This is a genomic window from Polyangiaceae bacterium, assembly GCA_020633205.1.
Taxonomy (GTDB): domain Bacteria; phylum Myxococcota_A; class Polyangia; order Polyangiales; family Polyangiaceae; genus JAHBVY01.
This window is the reverse complement of the sequence record JACKEB010000011.1, coordinates 912,501-932,226: the sequence shown is the minus strand read 5'-3', so window position 1 is coordinate 932,226 and position 19,726 is coordinate 912,501. Positions and strand designations below refer to the sequence as shown.

Sequence of the window (19,726 nt, the reverse complement as noted above, 5' to 3'; positions counted from 1 at the left end):
CTGCAGTGCACCCTCACCCCCACCTTCGGCAGACGCAGCTCGGCCTTGAGACACCACTCCCCACGGCTCCCTAGGGACCGCTTGGGAAGCTGCGCAGGAAGATGGACAGCACGAAGGCGCCGCAGCGGGCGACGTCAGTCGAGGGAGAGCGAGGCGCTCAGCCAGTCGGCGAAGGTGGCCGCCCGTGGGCTAGGCAGCGTGTCCTTGCGTTCCACGATGGAGTCGCTTGGGACGATTTCCGTGCGCCCGAGCACCTCTGGTGAGCGGCTCGCGGATACTGCGGCGCGCATCGCCGCTGGGAGCGGCTCGGCGACTTCCGCCTCGGTGACCTCGACGTCTCCGGGAGGAGACACTGCTTCGTGCACTGGGGCGGAGTGACGATCCTCGCGTTCGGCTTCTTTGCGGCGAAGCTCAGCGAGCTCCTCACCGACTTCCGGCGGAGGCTTGAGGTTGATATCGAAGGCGCCGCTGGGACGACTCGGCAGCGCCATCTCCAGCTCCTCCGTGGGCGGAGGCGGAGTGAAGCGGACCCGGGGCCCTTGAGAATCTTGGACTTCCTTCGACGCCGTCGGATCCAACTCGAGGTCGTCACCACCCATCGAGGGCTCGAGGTCGACGGTCTGGCCCAGCTGCTCCAACGTGGGCATCTCCGGACGAGCCTGAACCACCTTTGGTCCGGGCACGTCGGCTTCGAGCAGATCGTCGATGTCGTCACCAGCGGAGATCTGTTGCTCCGCCGCGGGAATTTCATGGGACGCCGCAGAGTCCTGAACCAGCGCTGCCTCGAGAGCAGACTGATCCATCCCGTCGCCTTGAGAGGCAGGTTGCTGACCGCTCTCCGGTGGTGGAGTGAGGGGCACCGCGTGCTCGGCGGCAGACTGGAGCGCCTCGTCCATGCTCTCGGCGGGCTTCGGACGTGGGCTGGAGATCGGCTCCGCCTCCTGAGCGGGCTCCACCAGATCGAACTCGATGTCGTCTTCTCGGCTCGCCGCTGCCTGCACCGAAGAACGCTCGCCCTCTCGGCGCACCGCTGGCTGCACCGAGGATACGTCGGCCTCGGGCTCCTCGTCGAAATCCAGATCGTCGAAGGCGTCGATTGGCGGTTTCTGTGCGGAAACGCTGGACACTTCCGGCGCTGGCGAAGGTGTCGGCTCGGGGATCTCCTCCTCGACCACTTCGACCTCAGCGTCGGGCTCCTCCACAGGCGCATCGAGCACCGTCTCGTCGACTGGCGCCGCCGCGAATGCGGGCTCGTCGACGGTCAGCTCAACCGCCGGAGGCTCTGGCGATACTACGACGTCGACGGGTGGAGGCGACAGCTCTGGCGCCTCTTCGGCCTCGACCACAGCGACCTCAGGCGGCTCGGGAGAGACGGCGATTTCCACATCAACCCCGTCTTCGTCGTCGATGTCGGTTATGTCCTCGAGGATCTCGATGCCGTCGTCCTCGTCCAGCTCGACGATCTCGTCGTCGTCGAAGATGTCTTCTCCGGCGAAGGTCTCCATGCGCGGACGAGGAGCATCCAGCTCCGGTTGCTCCGCAGCCAGCACGGTGACCTCGTCTTCTTCCGAGGAGAGATCGAGCAAGTCATCGACGTCCGCCGACGCTTGGCTTGTCAGCACCGCGGCAGGCGCAGCGCCGTTTACGCGCGGAGACGCGGCGTTCTTCTTCACTCGGTCAAGCAACGCCTGCAGCGTCGCGATCTTGCCGGCGTTGCTCACGCGTCACCTCCGGACTGAAGGCGCGAGAGGACTTCTCCCCAGTGCACCCCGCTATCCAGCCAGCCCTTCACACGCTTGGCCGCGCTTTCCCCCGAGACCAGAAAGCGCACGCGCTTACCTACGCGACCCAAGCAGATGCTGCTCGTCGTCTTGCCGTACAAGCGGAGCATCGCCCCGTCGAACAAAGCCGCCATGAAGCTGTCTGCACTGGTTCCGAATGGCGAATCCACCACCGAAAACACCAGCGCGCGGCCCCAGCGTTCGAAGCCGAGGCTGCCAAGGCCCATCAGCGCCAGTTCCCCGCCAAGGAACTCCAGCACTCGCTCTGGTGCAGCGGTGTCGCTGTCTCCCATCGCCAACCCCGCTCGCCGGCCGAGGTCAGTGCCGAGGTGCTGACCCACGTCGCGGCAAACCTGCTCAGATGCTCCCTCGAGCAAGCGGGTCAAGACGTCGGCGGGCAGAATGACGCGGGACCCACCTCCGACTTGGGAGAGAGTTCCGCGTCCGAGATCGAACTTCAATGCGAGCGCTGGGTCGAACTTCGCCTGAACCATAGGTGTCTAGTTCGCGGCTGGAAATCAACCCGCGAAAGCCAATGCAGTATAGAGGGGTCCTTGGTCGAACTGTCAAATCCCGGGAGACTCGCCCGTCCCATCACTAACCGTGGGACGGGTGGCCCGATTATGTCCCCTCCCCCCCAAATCCCGTCTCCACGCCCCTGGCGCACGCTGGGATGGCTCTTTTTCTGCGGGATCATGGGGTTAGGTAAGCCGGTGCTCGCGGACAAGGAGCCAGGTCGAGTGCCAGGCGCCCTGTTCGGTGGACGCATGGGGGCCCCGCCTCCAAAGGCACCCGTGAAGTGGGATCCGTGGCTCCCAACCGGTCGAGCACGCATCGAGGCTCCACGCCCCGCTTCTTCGCTCCGCAGCTGCTCTGCTCAGCGTCCGGTGTGCGTGCATCACCTACCTGGAGCCGATCCCCAGGGAGTCAGTGAAGCGCTGGGCGCGTTGGTCAGCGCTTGGGAGCGCCTGATTGACGTGCAAGAGCTGCCGACACCGCTCGGCGATGAGGCGCGGGGCGGCGACCCGCGCGTGGATTGGTACCTGAACGCAGCTCAGGGCCTGGAAGTGCTCGCCGACGCGCCAACGTATGGGGTGCGAGATCAAGCGTCGGGCTACTGCCAAAGTCCGTTGCCGCGCGGTGCGGAGCGCGACCGCTGGGCGGTACAGTGCCTGACCGAGCTGAGCGCCTTGCGCCTCGATGCTTCAGAGTCCCCGTTCACCCGGCGCGCCGTATCGACACAAGTCTGGTGGACCATTGGTTACCCCACGGATATGGATGCTAGCGCCATCGACGACGCGCAACGGAACCCTCAGCTAGCCCTGTCAGGCTCCGACCTCGCACCTTCCGCCGAAGGCGGCGCAGCGCTCTTCTTCGAGTTCTTGGACGAGAAATACGGGGCGAGTCGCTGGGGCACCCTAGGGCTCAGCCTGTATGCCCTGGGGGCGAGCCTGACCGAGGGCGATGGTTGGTTGTACGACAACGAGCCGGATATCTTCGACGTCGTACGCCACACCTTCGACGAGGATCCCGTGGAAGTCGCGAATATGCTGGCAGACTTCGCGCTAGCGCGAGCACGCCTAGGAGATCGCGACGACGGACGCGGCCTGCCAGAGATGGCCTGGGTAGGCAGCTTCGGTCGGGTGCGCTTCGACTGGGCGCTGCGCTACTCGGAGCTGCCGAAATTCGTTGCACCGTGGCGAGCCGTCGAACCCACCGGCGCGGTGTTCGTCTTCCTGGAGTTAGACAAGCTGCCGGAAGCCCCCGAGCTCGGGCTCCGCGCCAACTGGGAAGTCCCGGTCAGCTTCAAGTGGAACGTGGCGATCCTTGATTCCGCAGGGCAACTCAGGAAGCAAGTGGCGATCAAGTACGAGCCCCGCGCCACGCAGACCGAGCGCACCTTGGTCCTGGACGCAAAGCAAGGCGAAGCGCTGCTCATCACCGGGGTCAATCAGGGCGGAGTCGACTTGAATCACCCGTTCGACCCCGACGTCAGCCCCTTCGAGCCCCACGACTACTCGCTCTACTTGGTCGACATGGAGTAGCGGCGGCGCCAGCCTAACACCAAGGAGGCGGCGACCAGCCATAGCCCACCAGAGCCAGGTCCGCTGGGGGCGAGCTGACATCCACCTCGCGCACGCGGCGTGGTCCCAACCAGGTGCGGGTCCACCGCGATGGGGAGCGACCGCGACATGAGAGTTTCCCCTTGGAATTTCACATTCAACCCGAGCTGCTTGCCACCAGTACCCGCGGAGGCCGCGACGCGCGCCCGCCACAGCCCGGGTGCGACACGGGTCAACTGGTCCGTCTGTTTGCCATTTCCCACCACGAGTTCGAGATCAGCGTTGGAGACGCGATCCGCCAGGTGCCCGCTTGCAGTGCGCAACTCGAGGTAGACGTCGAAAGGCCACGCCGGGTCCGGATGCGCAAACGAAGCCGCGACGTTCATCCAGCTTCGACTCCCGTCGGGGTCTGCTTGCTCGCCCTGCACTCCGCCTTCTAGGAGCTGAGCCTCGAGGGCGCCGAGGGTATCAAGCCCACCAGCTCCCATCTGCTGCGGGAGCGGAACCAGCCCTTCCAGGGGACGGGCGCCCGCTTGCAGCAAGGCGCGGACCCGGGACTGCGTCAGGCTTGGGTCACCTTCCAGGAGCAGCGCAACGGCACCGGTGACTTGTGGAGCGGCCATGCTCGTCCCGCTCGTTACCGCGTGGTAATCATCAATCACCAAGCAGTCAGCACCCGACGAGCAAACTCCGGCTCCAGAGAAGATCCCCGTGTTGTTCGTGCGCCCAGGATCCGCAAGGCTGCTCATGGCGCCCGCCACGAAGGCGCCGGGCGCGCTGATGTCGGGCTTCATGACCCCAACAGCGTTCGGCCCCGCCGAAGAGAAGTACGCCGTGCCGTCGCTCGGAGGGTTCTCGACGGAGCCGAGGCTCGAAACCTTGATCGTCGCTCCGTCGCGGGTGGGCCAGGACAAGCGATTGATCGTCGCTCCCACGGCGATCAACTCCGGGTGGGAGCCCGGCAGATTGACGGTCCCCTCTTTCATCGCGCGCGGGACCAGAGCCCCGACGCTGCCAGCGCTGGGTGACAAGTCGCCGTCCGACTGCAGCCAAATCACGGCAGAACCGTGTCCCTCCAAGCGCAGCGCGAACGTCTCTCCGGCTTTCCAAGTCCCGTCGAGCACGACCACCGCGGCGTTCGGGATGGTGAGCGGGCTCTCCAAGCTGCGATCGCCGTTGAAGATGGTGACGGTCAGCTCGTCCTGCTTGAACGCCGCAGCGCGCCCGAATTCGAGCGGTGGGATCCACTCCCCCTCGGAGTCGTCCAAGCCAACTTCGAGTTCGTCTCCTGGACGTGAGGTGATCCAGATGTACACCCGCGCGGATGTCTTGTCTTTGCTGCCCTTGGGCGTGACCACGGGCACACGCACGCTCGAGGCGTGGGGAACGTGTACCTCGGTGTGCGGGCCCCATGGGTCAGGATAGCGCGCGGATAACCCATTGTAGACCGCACCGCTATTCCCTGCGGCAACAACGATCGCCCGCCCAGGGAACTCGTCGCCGACAAACTCGGCTAGCCCTTGCTCAAGAGCGGACGTGCCGTCATGGGCGCCGAAGTCGGAGCCCAAGCTGAGATTGAGCACCGCAGGCAAGCCCATCTCCTGAGCGCGCTCAAACACGAAGCGAGTGCCGAGCAGAATGTCAGCGTCGTAGAACGATCCACTCGCACCGCGATCCCCGCGCACGATGATCAGCTTCGCCTCGGGAGCGACACCGATGAAGCGACTCGGGTCCGTGGAGAAGCCGTTCCCCGCAGCGAGGGAGGTCACGTGAGTGCCGTGACCGAACCCATCACTCGACAGCGTCTTGCCCGCATCCTTCGCAGCGTTCAGATCTTCGGCCGAGTACACCGCGCAGGGAGTCAAGCTGGTGCAGCCATAGCTGTCTTCCAAGTCCGGATGTAGCCCGGCAGGGTTACGCGAAAAGTCGAGTAGCCAGGCGATGCGGGTCGACCCATCGAGGTTCTGGAAATCAGGGTGCTTGGTGTCAATGCCAGTGTCGATCACGCCAACGACTGCGCCAGCCCCAGCGCGTCCCGTTTCCGCGCGAAACTCCACAGAACGGGTCCACAGCGCCGCCTTGTCGAGCAACACGTGGCGAGGTGGCGCCCACTCGATGCGCCAATCCCCATGCGCCTGCTGCAACGCCGTGACCTCGCCGGGTGTGAGCCACGCGCTCGAGTATTGGGCGCTCACAGCAGTTAGGGGCGCGTCGTCTGCCCAACGCTCTGGGTGGAGAATGACCACCGGCACCCGAGGCTCTGCTCGTCCGAGAGACGTGGCGGCGACGCGCAGAAAGTCCGCGTCGCCGAGCTGCCGCAGGGCGCCGGGAGCGGAGATCTGCGCTACTGCACTCGTGCTCGCGAACGCGCAACTCAGCGCGACCAACCAGAACGCGCGCTTCAAGGCGCGAGGCCCTCAGGACCTGCGGCGGGAGCCTGGGGAGCGCCTGCCAGCAACGCATCAACGGTGCGCTCCAGCTCGGCGATCTTGCGCTCGTCAAAGCCCACCATGAGATCCCTCACCACACCCTGTTGGTCGATCAAAAACACAGAAGGCAGCGCGTACGCGTGATATGCCACGGACGTCTTTCCGTGGAGATCCGCAGCCACCGCATAGTCGAGCTCCTGCTCCACGCTGGAGCGCACAGCGACATCCAGCGTGTCAGTGGTGATGGCGAGGATCTCCACTCCCTGGCCGGCCCAACGTCGGTGCCATTGTTTCATTGTCGGAACAAGCATGCGGCAGACCATGCACCAGTCAGCCCAGAACTCGACCAGCACGACCTTCCCACGGTAGCCACCGATGCTCGCGGGAACCTGCCCCTGCACGCCGACGAGACCTTGAAAGTCCGGAGCCTTCGCGCCTACGTACGCCTGCTCCACGAGCTGACCTTCACTTGGGCGCTCTCCCAGGGTCACAGCGAGCAGACGATCCTTGCCCGCCCTCCGCACACCAAAGGCGACTCGCTTTCCCGCGCCTGCGCCTTTGATCTTCATGACCACCGCATCCGGGCTATTCATGGTCTCGCCATCGATGCTCATGATGACATCCTGCGCCTGAAGCCCTGCGCGAGCGGCAGGCGATCTGGGGAGCACGGCCGCCACCCTCACGCCCGGTTCATCGGGAGCGGCGAGTGCTAGCTCAGCGCCAAGCCAGCCAGCACTCTGGGGAGCGTCAGGATCCATTCCCTCGGGAAACAGCACAGGCTGCGAATCCTCAGGGGCCTTCACCGGCTCGCTCGGGGCGCCGCACGCAACCGTCAACGCACAAGCCGCGAGTGTCAGCGCAGACCCGAAGCCGATGCGAAACTGCATATCCTGCGTGGTACCATGAGCCATTGGATTTCGCTGCTTGCTTACGGTCCTGCGCGGTCGGCGTGCTGTCGCTGACGTTCGCGTTCGGTTGCGCCGGCTCGAGCCCTGGCCCGGCCGAGTCGAGCCGCCCCACGTCCAAAGGCCAAACCCCGCCCGTCGCCGCGCCCAAAAAGCCGAAGCGGCTGGATGACTGGGCGACGGTGTCCGCCCTGCCGGAGCTCCCCCTTGGCGCGGAGCGCCCCACGTCGCTCGGCCACGGTGGTGGACGCTTCACGTACACCGTTCACGCCGAGGCCACGCTCGAAGCGAGCTATCTCCACCCCAGTCGAGACACGGTCTTCCCGATCGGCGCTACCTTCGTGGAGCGGCTGTTCGACGCCAAGAGCGGCGAGCCAGAGGGTCTGTTCGTGATGCGCAAGGAAGCGCAGGGCTGGCGCTTCGATGAACTCGATAACGACGGCTTCATCCGAACGCGCGACGCGGAGCGCTGCCGACGCTGCCATGCAGAGGCTCGTGCGGACTCGGTGTTTGGCGCCCCCTTCGCTAAGTAGCCCGGCGAATCAAAAAGTGCGCCGGTGGGGAATCATCTCGGGGGAGGCCGGGTTGGACTCACCAGACACCGACGCGGCTCACCCAAGAGCGTCGGCACAAAAAGCCACGACCCCGTTCAGCGAACCGAACAGGGCCTCTCATGGCTCGGACCAAGTCCAGGGCGGCAACGCCGCGCCCGGCCTTTGGTTCCTCAAGCAAGCAAAAGCAAAAGCAAAAATCTAAGCCAAGCCAACACGCGCCCCATCCCAGGGGCAGTCAAGTCCGGCTCCAGCACTCAAAGGTGCGGGCCCAAAGAGAAGAACTTCAGCCTGCCGCCGCGAAAGGGCGAGCAGAACGCACCGCAAGACGGCGCGACACCAGAGGCTCTTCGAGAGGTTCAAGCCAAAGAAGCAAGCGAGAACGTTAAGCGGCCTAGAAAGCCAAGCGGCGGAGACACGAAGGGGAGGGTCACGCCAAAACGAAGCTCAAGAGCTAATCGAAGAGAAGAGAAAGCCGTAAGGAAGGGAGGAAGAGAAGAAAACCAAGCCAAGCAGGTCCACCAGGGGACCGGACAAGTACCAGCCCTTTAGCAGTCATCGTGCCACACCCAAGCAAACCGCAAAAAACCCAAGCAACCCAATAAGATGACTGTCCGACGCCAGAGCCAGGCGCGAGTAAGGATGGCACCACTGTCAGGCCCCCTGGTGGACCATGCATTTTTTGCAGAGCCCTCAACGCGCCGCGTTATCGCAGCGCCGCCCAACTTGGGTCCAATGAGCCTCACCCCGAGCGTCTGATCTCGATGCTCCCCTGGTCGCTCAAACGTATTCTCTCAGCGCGCGATCCATCGCCGTGAGCGGCGCTTCTCGCTGGGTGTAGAGTTCGAACTGTCGAGCCGCCTGATGCAGCAGCATGCGTCCGCCGTGGATCACCCGATTGCCACGCTCCCGGCAACGCTCGAGCCACGGAGTAACAAGTGGCTTGTAGACGATGTCCATGACCAGCGCAGCGTCAGGCACGCTTTCCGCGGGGATTGGTAGCCCCGGGTTGTTCTCCATGCCGACAGACGTGGCGTTTACGACGATGTGGGGTCGGCGTTCGAGCGCCTGCTCCAACTCAAGCGCCTCAGCTGACTCGAGAGCCTGCGCTGACTCGGACGAGTGCGACCGCGCCGATTGCAGTTCTGTCACGAGCTCCCGTGCCTTCTCGTGGTTGCGGTTCACGATGATCACCCGGGCGCCCGCCTCGGATAGCCCGAACGCCACGGCCCGCGCCGCGCCTCCTGCTCCCAGCACGAGCACCTGGCGCCCCTTCACGCTTTCGACTTCCTCGAGCGCCCGCAACGCTCCCCGAGCATCGGTGTTGTGGCCGACGAGCCGGCCCTCTTCGTTCACCACCGTGTTCACGGCGCCGATCGCGCCCGCGAGAGGATCGATCTCATCGAGCAGCGGCATGATCGAGAGCTTGAAGGGCATCGACACCCCGAAGCCTCGGATCCCCAGCGCCCGCATTCCGCTCAAGGCGTCACCCAGCTGCGCTTCATCGAGCGCAAACGGCACATAGCTGAACGCCAGTCCAAGCTCGCGGTAACCCGCGTTGTGCATCGCCGCGCCGACGGGGGACGCAAACAGGGACAGCGAACCACAGAGCGTGATGGGAGCCGAGCCAGCCATGCCTTTACGCTAGCAGCACCGGACTCGGGAACGAAGGAGCGCGCTGCAGTCGACCCCTCTCGATCCGACCGATTGCGAGCGCCCAAACCGAGGCCATCCAGCGGCGCGCCACGAGCAACCCGTCCCCTCACGTTCGCGACTTGGTGCTTTCTCTGGGGGGGGGAGAGGTCCGTCTGCAAGTTGCGTACAAGTAACGCTCGAACCGCACGGCAGCAAACCTTTGTTTCCCCGCGGGAATCATCTCGAACGGAATCTCACCTCCAACCGCCGCCCAAGCGTGGTAAGAGGAGTCACATGAGCGACCGCCCGCAAAGCCCAGTCATCTATGCGCCGGCAGACGATCCAGCGATGGCAGAAGCCACCGCTCGCGCCCAGGCGACCTTCAAATACCTGTGGCGCGAGCTGACCTGGGAGTACCGCCGCATCGTCCCCGGGCTCGAGCTCTCCGCGGTCAAGGCGGCATTCAGTGATCCCGGAGGAACCGAGGTGGAGCATATGTGGCTCTCCGACATCTCCTTCGACGGTGACGTCGTTGAAGCGACGCTGCTGAACTCGCCCCACCACCTCGAGACGATCCAGGAAGGCGACCGCTTCCAGCTGACGCTTCGCGAGCTGGAGGACTGGATGTACGTGATGGGAGGACGCCTCTACGGTGGCTTCACGATTCAGGCGCTGCGAAGTCAAATGCCCCCTGGTGAGCGCAAAGCCCACGACCAGGCTTGGGGCTTCGACTTCCCGCCACCAGAGCGCGTCGAGCTGGTTCCCGACTGGGACAACCGAGCCAAACCGAGCGCGCTCGGGCGGCTGTTTGGCAAAACCTCTCCTGCTCCGGAGAGTGACCCAGACCGCGAACATCCGATGTCCGAGAACATGGCGCCCTCGCTCGAGCAGGCCATCGCCGGCAATCGCGAGGCGTTCTTCAGCCTCGGCGAAGACGGATTGAACACCCTCCACAGCCTCGCACTGGGAGGCAGCGCCGCCGGCGTGCGCGTGTTGCTCGCCCACGGCGCCGATCCCAGCGTCAAGACCGCCAACACCGGCCGCACCGCACGAGACCTCGCGGAAATGATGGGCTGGCCTCGCGTGGTGGAGCTGCTACGGGCGGCGGAGAACGCGAACTAGCAACTCTAATTCGCGGTGCGCCAAGCGACCCCAGCCTTACTAAAGCGTCGACGCCGGTCGGGCGGGGAAGGATTCACTAACGCGGCGCGCTACGCGCTACGCGCGTTTTCGGCTCGCAGCGGCTCGCCGACCGTGGCTGCTCCCGCACTCGTCCAGCGTGGCGAGTCCTCGGACTCGCCACCAAAAGAAAGGGCGACGCAGGGTCAGGGAGGTGGCTTTGGTGAAGGAGTCGCTCGCCCTCACCCTTTGGGGCGAGCGACGACGAAGCCCCGAAGAGGACACAAGTCGCGAACTGGACTCGTACACTCGCAGTCGACTCGAACTGGACGCAGGCTAGCTCCGCTGGCCGAAGTCCAGTGAGAGCCACGGCGACCGCGAAGCGCGCATGCGCCGAAGGCGCGAGTGAACTCGAACTGGACGCAGGCTAGCTCCGCTGGCCGGAGTCCAGTGAGAGCCACGGCGACCGCGAAGCGGGCGCGCGCCGAAGGCGCGAGTGAACCTCCGGCGGAACGCCATCCTGCGTTCGAGCCAAGCGACTCCGCCCAGCTTTGCTGGGCTGCGCGCTTGGCGCGCCCGGAAGGATTCGAACCTCCGACTTTCGGTTCCGTAGACCGACGCTCTATCCAGCTGAGCTACGGGCGCTTGGGGAGGCGATACATAGCAACGGGTGGGGGTTCGTCAAAGGAATTCGCGCGCTGGCGGGCTTCGGTGGGTAACAATTTCGCGGGGCTGTTCAAGGCGGCGACGGCGGGTTGGAAGGAGCTGTTCGGCAGCCTCTCCCCCAAAAAGCTGGTGCTAATCGGCAGATAGCGCCGATTCCCACAAAAAGCGTGGTTTGGACTCAAGCGCTGCGGGGAAGCGACCGTCCTGGACCCCTGTGGAAGAGGCCAACCGAGTCTCGCTTCGGGCGCCGTTGGTTCAGGCGCTTGCTCGGTTGTCGAGGCTCGCGCTGCTCGGGGCTCGGGCATCGGCAGCGGGCTTTTTCGTCTACGACGAGGAGCGCGGTGCGCGCTGGGCCGCGCACGCCGGCGAGCTGAACGACCCTGAGAGCGAGCCAGAGCTGGCGCACTGCTGCCTGGAGGTGCTCAGGCACGGGCAGGCGCTGGACGCGACCGACTCCAAGGGTCGAGCTATCGCGGTGCGTCCGGTGTGCGAGACCCAAGGCGGCTGCACGGTCGCCGCATTTATCCGCACGGATTCTCAAGGCTTCGAGCAACGTGCACGGCAGTGCCTGGACGACGTCGTAGAGAGCGCAAGCAAGGAAGTGCGCTTGATGCTATCGAGTTCGCAGCTTGCGGTGCTCGTGGATCACATGAACGCTGGGGTGCTGTTCGAAGGTGCGGACCGACGCGGGCAGATGGTGAACCGCGAGTTCTGTGCGCTCTTCGGGATGCTTCCGACCGACGCGGTGGGGTTGTTCGGCGGCGGGCTCCTGGCAAAGGCGCGCGGCTTCTTCGAGTCGCCAGGTGAATTCGTGCGCTCTACGAATCGCGCTTTGCGACGTGGAGAAGCCAAGCGAGGCGAGCGTTTTGCAACCCGAGATGGCCGCTGGCTGGAGCGCGACTACGTCCCCATCTCCATGCCGCACGGCAATGACGGGCACCTGTGGCTGTTTCGGGACGTAACCCATGAACTCGAGGCAGAGGTTGGGTTGTTGGAGCGCAACGCCTGGCTCAGGCTGCTGGTCGTTCTCGCCGAAATGGCGAGCTCGACTACCGACGAACACACGACTCTCGTGCGAGCTAGCGCGCTGATCTGTGAACACGCGCGTTGGCTAGGTGGGCGTGTGGCCATGCCCAGCGACGAGCAGCCGATTGTGCGCCAGGCGACCGAGAGCGCAGAGGTTTGCTGGGAACATTCACGACAGAACCTTGGTCGCACGCTACGTGCCCAAAGAGCGCGCACCCATTTGGCGTGTCCGATCAGAATGTCTGGCGAGGTCGCACGTGTCCTGGTTTTCGAGCTAGAGGGTCACGTCACACCTCGAAGCTCGACCTTGGAGGCACTAACCGTCGTAGCGAATACCCTCGGCCAAAGCCTCGCGCGGTTGCGACGCGAACAAGAGATGCGCGAGCAGTCACTGGTTGACCCCTTGACCACGATGTACAACCGACGCGGCTTCATGCTGCTCGGCCAGCAACAGCTCAAGCTTGCCGCACGGCAAAAGGGTTCGCTGGTCGTCTTTTTCATGGACCTCAACGGCTTGAAGACGATCAACGACCAGCACGGACACGACGTCGGGGATCAGGCGATTTGCGACGCCGCTGTGGTGCTCAAGGCATGCTTTCGCTCCACCGACATCGTTGCGCGGCTTGCTGGCGACGAATACTGCGTGCTCTCCGTCGACCTCGAACAATCGGACATACCGAATGTGCTCAGTCGCCTTTCAGCGCAACTCGAGGGCTTCAATCAGCACGAGACTCGCCGCTACGAACTCTCGATGAGCGTGGGGTACGCCGTCTTCGATAGCGACGAACAGTCCACGATTCACGATCTACTGCGCACGGCGGACCAAGATATGTATCGCAACAAGCAGGCTCACAAACGCCGCCTGCGCGAGTCCTTGCGAGCCGAAGCGCTCAAGGCTCGAGCGTCATGATCTCCGCGCCCGTGTCCGTGACCACAATCGTGTGCTCGAACTGAGCGGAGAGGCGCCCGTCCGCCGTGACGATCGTCCAGCCGTCGTCGAGTTGAACGATCTCGTGAGTGCCCAGGTTCACCATCGGTTCGATGGTGATGGCCATGCCTGCCTTCAGGCGCAGCCCACTCCCCGGCTTGCCGAAGTGCGGGACATGGGGTTCCTGATGCATCTCACGCCCGATGCCATGCCCACCCAGATCGCGCACCACACTGCAGCCTTCGCGTTCGGCAAAGCTCTGAATCGCGAAGCCGATGTCCCCGAGGCGGCTTCCCGCTTTCACGGTACGTATCCCCACGTCGCGCGCTTCTCTCGCCACGCGGACCACATGTTGGGCTTCCGCGCTGGTCTGCCCAACGAGAAACGTCTTGGAAGTATCCCCATGGAAACCTTTCAAGCGAGTCGTCACATCAACGTTGATGATGTCCCCCTCCTCCAATTTTTCGTGGGGGTGAGGGATGCCATGACAGACCACTTCGTTGCGACTGGTGCAAACTGCAGCAGGAAAGCCGTGGTACCCGAGCTGGCTGGGCGTACCACCACGCCGCTTGGTGTCTTCCCTCACCAACTGGTCGATGTGCGCTGTCGTCATACCCGGGACCAGCTGAGCGCCGACCCAGGCAAGCGTAGCTGCCGCCGCGCGGCCAGCTTCGCGCATAGCGACGATTTCTTTGGGACTCAGCACTCGGAGCATCTTTCGAAGCTGCGTCCCCCGCCGCGCGCCGTCCAATACCCTTTGGGTATGTCTCCCGTCTGCTAAGCTTCAGCTAGTATGAGCCTCGTGCAGCTCGAGTATTTCGTCGCTATCGCAGAGGAAGGCAACATCGGCCGTGCCGCCAAGCGCCTCCATGTGTCTCAACCGCCGCTGAGTCGCCAACTCAAGTCGCTGGAGGAGGAGCTCGGCGCTGACCTATTCAAGCGCACGCCCCGCGGGGTCCAACTGTTACCGCACGGTAAGCGCTTTCTCGAGCACGCACGACGCATCCTGGCGGAGGTGGAGCAAGCCAAAATCTGCCTCGCTCCGCTAGCCAGCCACAGACCAGCATGACTGACGGTGACAGCCACCGCACGAGCAACGACGTTGACGCAACGGGAACCGACGAACACTGGATGCGGCGGGCGCTCAGCGAGGCGGACGCGGCGGAAACCCACGCGGACGTACCCATCGGCTGCGTGATCGTTGGCCCTGATAATCAGCTCCTTGCGACCGGGCATAACCGCCGCGAACTGGACGCGGACCCCACAGCGCACGCCGAGGTCGTGGCTATCCGAGCCGCAGCGCTGCAACGCGGGCACTGGCGACTCGATGGCTGCACTCTCTACGTCACCCTCGAACCGTGCCCGATGTGCGCGGGAGCGATCGTCAACTCCCGCATCTCGCGCGTCGTCTACGGTGCGTCAGACCCCAAAGCTGGCGCGCTCGATTCGCTCTACTCGCTCGGCAGCGACCAGCGTCTCAACCACCGCTTCGAACATCTTGGGATGGTGCTGGCGGACGAGTCCGTGGCGCGTTTGCGCGGCTTTTTCGCCAAACTCCGCGCTGAGGGTCAGAAGTAGCGTCGCCTCACGGAAACACTGGCGTGTCTTCGGTGCCTGCGGGGTTGCCGCCGGTGTTCGCCAGATCGGCCTCGTGCGCCGCATCCGGGTCCTCGCCTTCAGCAGGGAGACGCGGCGAGTAAGGCACCTTGAAAGTCACCTGCTCGCGCAAGCCGTCTTCGAGCTCGGCGTCACTCACCAGGCGAATGCGGTTGCCCAGCTTCATGAGCTTACGCAGGTATCCAGACCATCCTGGACCAACCTCGCCTGAAGCACCGAAGTGCTGCTGCTTGGGATTCGACAGGATGGACCCGATGTACAGTGCTTGCCCCAGGGAAAGCTGGCTTGGGTGCGTGTTGAAGTAGTACCGCGCCGCGGGCCCGATCCCGTACACCCCGGGCGCGTACTCGATCACGTTCAAATAGAGTTCCATGAGCTGTTGCTTGCTGAACTCCTGCTCGAGCAGCATCGTAAGCACCGCCTCCTGGAGCTTGCGAGACAGAGTCTTCTCCCGCTTCAGGTAGAGGTTCTTTGCGAGCTGCATCGAGATCGTGCTGGCACCGCGCACGAAACGTCGCTGCTTGATGTTCTCTCGGATGGAGTTGTGGATCGCTTCTTCGTCGAACCCACGATGTCGAAAAAAGCGGCCGTCCTCGCAGATCAACACCGCGGTCTCCATATGCCGACTGATCGAGGCGCGCGGCGTCCAGTTGACCGACCCGGGGCCGGTCTGAAAGGGCACCGTCGCGCCATCGGCCCCGACCACGTTCAGAGTGAACGGCTGCTTGAAGCGCAGCGGCGCGACATCAGCGGGCGTGGCCGTGATGCGACACTCGTTCGCGACATTCCACTTCAGCTTCATCCGTTCTGCGTGTTGCGAGTCCAGGTCGATGCTCGCGTCGCCCGCAAACGTTCCGGACGCGCGCATACCAGTGAGGAGTGGGGTCAATCCCTTGGGTGACGAGTCGAGCAACGTTTGGCAGGAAGCGAGAGGCACAGAGCCACGCGCTTTCAGCTGAAATCCGTCCTCCCCACGATTGAGTTCGGCGGTCACCGTCGCGTGGACCTGACCAAAAGACACGTCGGACTCGACGAAACGGACGAAATGCCCGTCCAGCGCAAGCTCGCCGCGACCATCAAAACCAGCTGCGAGTCCCTCGACCCTCCGGGGTGCCAGCCAGCGATGCTCGATCGTGAGGTCGCTCACCGCCACCTTGCCCTTGAAGTCGAGCAAGCGCCCTTGATCCTTGAGCAACAGATCGGCGTTGGCGCTGAGTTTCGAGTGCCCGACGTCGCTGAGGCCCCACTCCCCCTCACGCACTCCGAGCCAGGCGAGACTCACCGGCCCCCCGTGCAGCGAGAGCTTCACGTCTTTCGTGGCGTCGAGAGGAAGGACCACCCGTGCGTTGAGTGGATTCTGCTGCTTCGAATCTCCGGGAGTGAGCTCCGCAGAGATCTCCGAGTCGGTACGCTCCACACGCAACGTGCCGGGGCCGATCCGCAACGGCTGTCCTCCGCGCATCAGCGTGACGCTCAACCCAGCCAAATCGACCTTGGCCCCGACGGGGACGACACGAGAAACAGATATCCCGGCGAGAGCGATGCGCTTTCGCCAACCTTCACCCCGACTGCTTGGCGCGGCATCGCTGACCACGCGAGTTCGGGTGCTCCGATCCAAATCGAGCCGGGCGTCCAACGCCTCTGAAGAGACGTTTCGTAACACCCTCGCGCCGTCTTCACGCCCGAGCTCAACGGCCAGACCCGTGCCGACGAGAGGAAACCCGCGATCGGACTGGAGCCGATCGACATGAAACGACTCGACCTCGGGGGACCGCGCGTAACGGATCCCCCAGGCATCGACTCGCGCACCTTCGCCAGCGAGCCAACTCAAGTCGATCCCCTCTGCGGAAATCTGAGTCGAACCGCCGCCGCCGGTCCCCGACCTGCCGCCTTGAAGCAACCGAAGTTGATCCCGCAACTCGGCCGTCGTCCCGCGAAGCTGCACGAAGCCGCCGTGGATCCGAATCACCTTCGGATGAAGCCCGGACGGGACGACCTCAAGCGAGGCAACCTTCGCCTGGATCCCAGGGGCGACCACCGAAGACACGCTGACGTCCCGCAGCCAGATCCGCCCCCAACCAGGACGCACGCTGCCGATCTCCAGCTGGAGGCCGCGCTTCTCAGCCGCAGATTTAGCCTGATGGCGGACCACCGGCCCGAAACCGACGAGCGCCGCAAAGACCAGGAGGGACGGAACGCCGAAGAGGGCGACTTTTGCGCGACGGCGCATATGACAAGACTAACGCCGAAGCGTGACTTAGGCCTACCAAGCGCAACCGACCGGCGGTCCGGCCGCGTGGCCGATTGGTGGACAAAAAGAAAACGGGGCTAGCGCGTAAACGCTAGCCCCGTTGCAAGAATAGCCCGGCGGCGACCTACTCTCCCACAAGGGAATCCTTGCAGTACCATCGGCTCTGAGAAGCTTAACTACCGAGTTCGGGATGGGATCGGGTGTGGCCTTCTCGACATCACCACCGGAAAAAACGACAAGTGCACAAGCAGCGAGGATGCTGCGCTCAACACTCGATTTGAGTGGAGCTCGTCACTCGGACTCCGAGCGTCAACTACAATGTTTGCCTTAGAGAGTAGGGTCAAGCCGCACGGCCGATTAGTACTGGTTAGCTCCGCGCCTTACAACGCTTCCACACCCAGCCTATCACCTAGTCGTCTGCTAGGGGCCTTTAGTGCCTTACGGCAGGGACACCTAATCTTGAGGCCGGCTTCCCGCTTATATGCTTTCAGCGGTTATCCGTTCCGTACATGGCTACCCGGCTATGCCAGTGGCCTGACAACCGGAACACCAGAGGTACGTCCACCCAGGTCCTCTCGTACTATAGGTAGGGCCTCTCAAGTGTCCTGCGCCCACGGAAGATAGGGACCAAACTGTCTCACGACGTTTTAAACCCAGCTCGCGTGCCGCTTTAATTGGCGAACAGCCAAACCCTTGGGACCTGCTCCAGCCCCAGGATGCGACGAGCCGACATCGAGGTGCCAAACCGCGCCGCCGATATGGACTCTCAGGCGCGATCAGCCTGTTATCCCCAGAGTACCTTTTATCCGTTGAGCGATGGCCCTTCCATTCGGGACCACCGGATCACTAACACCTGCTTTCGCAACTGGTCGACCTGTCGGTCTCGCAGTAAAGCTCCCTTCTGCGTTTGCACTCCACGGCTGGTTTCCAATCAGCCTGAGGGAACCTTCGTACGCCTCCGATACGATTTAGGAGGCGACCGCCCCAGTCAAACTGCCCACCAGGCAGTGTCCCTCAGCCGGATCACGGCTGTAGGTTAGATTTCCAGAATAACCAGGGTGGTATTTCAAGGTTGGCTCCATCGAACCCGGAAGCCCGATTTCAACGCCTCCCACCTATCCTACGCAGGATATCCCGAAAATCACTGCCAAGCTGCAGTAAAGGTTCATGGGGTCTTTCCGTCTTTCCGCGGGTAGAGGGCATCTTCACCCCCAATGCAATTTCGCTGAGTCCCTGGTCGAGACAGTGCGGATGTTGTTATGCCATTCGTGCAGGTCGGAACTTACCCGACAAGGAATTTCGCTACCTTAGGACCGTTATAGTTACGGCCGCCGTTTACTGGGGCTTCGGTTCACTGCTTCGGGTTACCCCTAACAATTCCCCTTAACCTTCCAGCACCGGGCAGGCATCAGACCCTATACGTCCTCTTACGAGTTCGCAGAGTCCTGTGTTTTTAGTAAACAGTCACAACCGCCTTTTCACTGCGACCACCGGCCGCTCCGAGCGCAAGCTCTTCACGACTGACGGCACACCTTCTCCCGAAGTTACGGTGCAAATTTGCCGAGTTCCTTAACCAGGGTTCTCTCACGCGCCTTAGGATACTCACCCCGCCCACCTGAGTCGGTTTCCAGTACGAGCACCAGAGGGGCTCAGTACGCAGCTTTTCTAGGAAGTATGGGTGCACCCAGTGTCCAGGTCCAAGACCTGACCTCATCGCTTCTCGGCCTTGGCTCTCCGTTTGTCCCTATCGGGTCCTAGAGAACCAGCCTACGAGCTTAAACACGGAAACCATGCACCGTGCTGGGTTGCCCTTCTCCGTCCCTGCTTACTTCTACGCCATCCCTGGTGGTGCAGGAATATTAACCTGCTTTCCATCGCCTACGCCTCTCGGCCTCAGCTTAGGGCTCGACTAACCCGTGGGAGGATTATCCTTCCCCAGGAAACCTTGGGCTTACGGCGACCGGGTTTCTCACCCGGTTTATCGCTACTCATGCCTGCATATTCACTTCTGACAGCCGATAGTAGTCGTTACCGTCTACCGTGTATCTCTGTCAGAACGCTCGCCTACCGCTCTCTTGCGAGAACCCGTGGCTTCGGTACTGAGCTTAGCCCCGTTACATTTTCCGCGCAGGCTCGCTTGACCAGTGAGCTATTACGCTTTCTTTAAAGGGTGGCTGCTTCTAAGCCAACCTCCTGGTTGTCACTGCGCTCCCACATCGTTTTCCACTTAGCTCAGATTTAGGGACCTTAGCTGACGGTCTGGGCTCTTTCCCTCTCGGCAACGGAACTTATCTCCCGCTGCCTGACTCCCGGGCAGTTGTCATCGGCATTCGGAGTTTGATTGGGTTTGGTAATCTGGTAGGACCCCTAGCCCATTCAGTGCTCTACCTCCGACGCAATTCACCCGAGGCTATACCTCAATATATTTCGGTGAGAACCAGCTATATCCCGGCTTGATTAGCCTTTCACTCCTATCCACACCTCATCCCCTAGATTTTCAACTCTAGTGGGTTCGGTCCTCCAGGCGGTGTTACCCGCCCTTCAACCTGGACATGGATAGATCGCACGGGTTTCGGGTCTACGGCATGCGACTTAACGCCCTGTTAAGACTCGCTTTCGCTGCGGCTCCACCTAACGGCTTAACCTTGCCACATACCGTAACTCACAGGCTCATGATGCAAAAGGTACGCGGTCACACGTTGCTAGCAAGCTAGCCATAGTGCTTCCACTGCTTGTAGGCGCACGGTTTCAGGTA

13 protein-coding genes, 1 tRNA gene and 2 rRNA genes (1 of these 16 running past the window's edge) are annotated in these 19,726 nt (G+C 63.1%); 6 read left to right on the top strand and 10 right to left on the bottom strand.

Features of this window, described 5'->3' with window-relative positions; all coding sequences use genetic code 11:
* Nucleotides 1-134 precede the first annotated feature (134 nt).
* Nucleotides 135-1,721, bottom strand: coding sequence for a hypothetical protein (locus H6718_10645; protein ID MCB9585845.1), 1,587 nt, complete (start codon nucleotides 1,719-1,721; stop codon nucleotides 135-137).
* Nucleotides 1,718-2,275 carry a hypothetical protein gene (locus H6718_10640; GenBank protein ID MCB9585844.1) on the bottom strand — a complete coding sequence of 186 codons (558 nt, stop codon included), beginning with the start codon at nucleotides 2,273-2,275 and terminating at the stop codon, nucleotides 1,718-1,720. The genes H6718_10645 and H6718_10640 overlap by 4 nt, the downstream gene beginning before the upstream one ends.
* Before the next feature lie 129 nt (nucleotides 2,276-2,404).
* Between H6718_10640 and H6718_10635 the strand changes: the two genes are divergently transcribed.
* Complete coding sequence (locus H6718_10635; protein MCB9585843.1) at nucleotides 2,405-3,826, top strand: hypothetical protein; 1,422 nt, start codon at nucleotides 2,405-2,407, stop codon at nucleotides 3,824-3,826.
* Here the strand turns inward: H6718_10635 and H6718_10630 are convergent.
* Both H6718_10630 and H6718_10625 read right to left on the bottom strand, forming a co-directional pair.
* Entirely contained in the window at nucleotides 3,805-6,249 is a 2,445-nt protein-coding gene (locus tag H6718_10630; protein ID MCB9585842.1) for a S8 family serine peptidase, read from the bottom strand. The two genes, H6718_10635 and H6718_10630, sit on opposite strands and share 22 nt — an antisense overlap.
* Nucleotides 6,246-7,160 carry a redoxin domain-containing protein gene (locus tag H6718_10625; GenBank protein MCB9585841.1) on the bottom strand — a complete coding sequence of 305 codons (915 nt, stop codon included), beginning with the start codon at nucleotides 7,158-7,160 and terminating at the stop codon, nucleotides 6,246-6,248. Before H6718_10625 ends, H6718_10630 begins: the two co-directional genes overlap by 4 nt.
* Before the next feature lie 23 nt (nucleotides 7,161-7,183).
* Between H6718_10625 and H6718_10620 the strand changes: the two genes are divergently transcribed.
* A complete protein-coding gene (locus tag H6718_10620; protein MCB9585840.1) occupies nucleotides 7,184-7,711 on the top strand; it encodes a hypothetical protein in 528 nt (175 codons plus the stop codon).
* 798 nt (nucleotides 7,712-8,509) lie between these two features.
* Here the strand turns inward: H6718_10620 and H6718_10615 are convergent.
* Nucleotides 8,510-9,295: a shikimate dehydrogenase gene (locus H6718_10615; protein ID MCB9585839.1), complete on the bottom strand. Its 786-nt coding sequence runs from the start codon at nucleotides 9,293-9,295 to the stop codon at nucleotides 8,510-8,512.
* 417 nt (nucleotides 9,296-9,712) lie between these two features.
* Here H6718_10615 and H6718_10610 point away from each other — a divergent pair, with 417 nt between their 5' ends.
* On the top strand, nucleotides 9,713-10,486 hold the full coding sequence (locus H6718_10610; protein MCB9585838.1) for a DUF2314 domain-containing protein: 774 nt from the start codon (nucleotides 9,713-9,715) through the stop codon (nucleotides 10,484-10,486).
* Between the two features lie 565 nt (nucleotides 10,487-11,051).
* Here the strand turns inward: H6718_10610 and H6718_10605 are convergent.
* Nucleotides 11,052-11,128: transfer RNA gene (locus H6718_10605), tRNA-Arg, on the bottom strand.
* 292 nt (nucleotides 11,129-11,420) lie between these two features.
* Between H6718_10605 and H6718_10600 the strand changes: the two genes are divergently transcribed.
* Complete coding sequence (locus H6718_10600; GenBank protein ID MCB9585837.1) at nucleotides 11,421-13,085, top strand: diguanylate cyclase; 1,665 nt, start codon at nucleotides 11,421-11,423, stop codon at nucleotides 13,083-13,085.
* Here the strand turns inward: H6718_10600 and map are convergent.
* Nucleotides 13,066-13,818, bottom strand: coding sequence for a type I methionyl aminopeptidase (map, locus tag H6718_10595; GenBank protein ID MCB9585836.1), 753 nt, complete (start codon nucleotides 13,816-13,818; stop codon nucleotides 13,066-13,068). The two genes, H6718_10600 and map, sit on opposite strands and share 20 nt — an antisense overlap.
* Nucleotides 13,819-13,896: 78 nt before the next feature.
* Here map and H6718_10590 point away from each other — a divergent pair, with 78 nt between their 5' ends.
* The gene (locus H6718_10590; GenBank protein MCB9585835.1) at nucleotides 13,897-14,172 is read left to right on the top strand and encodes a LysR family transcriptional regulator; all 276 of its coding nucleotides are present in this window, start codon (nucleotides 13,897-13,899) and stop codon (nucleotides 14,170-14,172) included.
* 62 nt (nucleotides 14,173-14,234) lie between these two features.
* Complete coding sequence (locus H6718_10585) at nucleotides 14,235-14,681, top strand: nucleoside deaminase (protein MCB9585834.1); 447 nt, start codon at nucleotides 14,235-14,237, stop codon at nucleotides 14,679-14,681.
* A 7-nt stretch (nucleotides 14,682-14,688) separates the two neighbouring features.
* On the opposite strand, the gene H6718_10580 is transcribed toward H6718_10585, so the two are convergent.
* From H6718_10580 to H6718_10570, 3 genes are all read right to left on the bottom strand, one after another.
* Nucleotides 14,689-16,950: a transglycosylase domain-containing protein gene (locus tag H6718_10580; protein ID MCB9585833.1), complete on the bottom strand. Its 2,262-nt coding sequence runs from the start codon at nucleotides 16,948-16,950 to the stop codon at nucleotides 14,689-14,691.
* A gap of 132 nt (nucleotides 16,951-17,082) precedes the next feature.
* A 5S ribosomal RNA gene (rrf, locus tag H6718_10575) occupies nucleotides 17,083-17,199 on the bottom strand.
* 106 nt (nucleotides 17,200-17,305) lie between these two features.
* Nucleotides 17,306-19,726: ribosomal RNA gene (locus tag H6718_10570) — 23S ribosomal RNA — on the bottom strand; it runs 588 nt beyond the window's last position.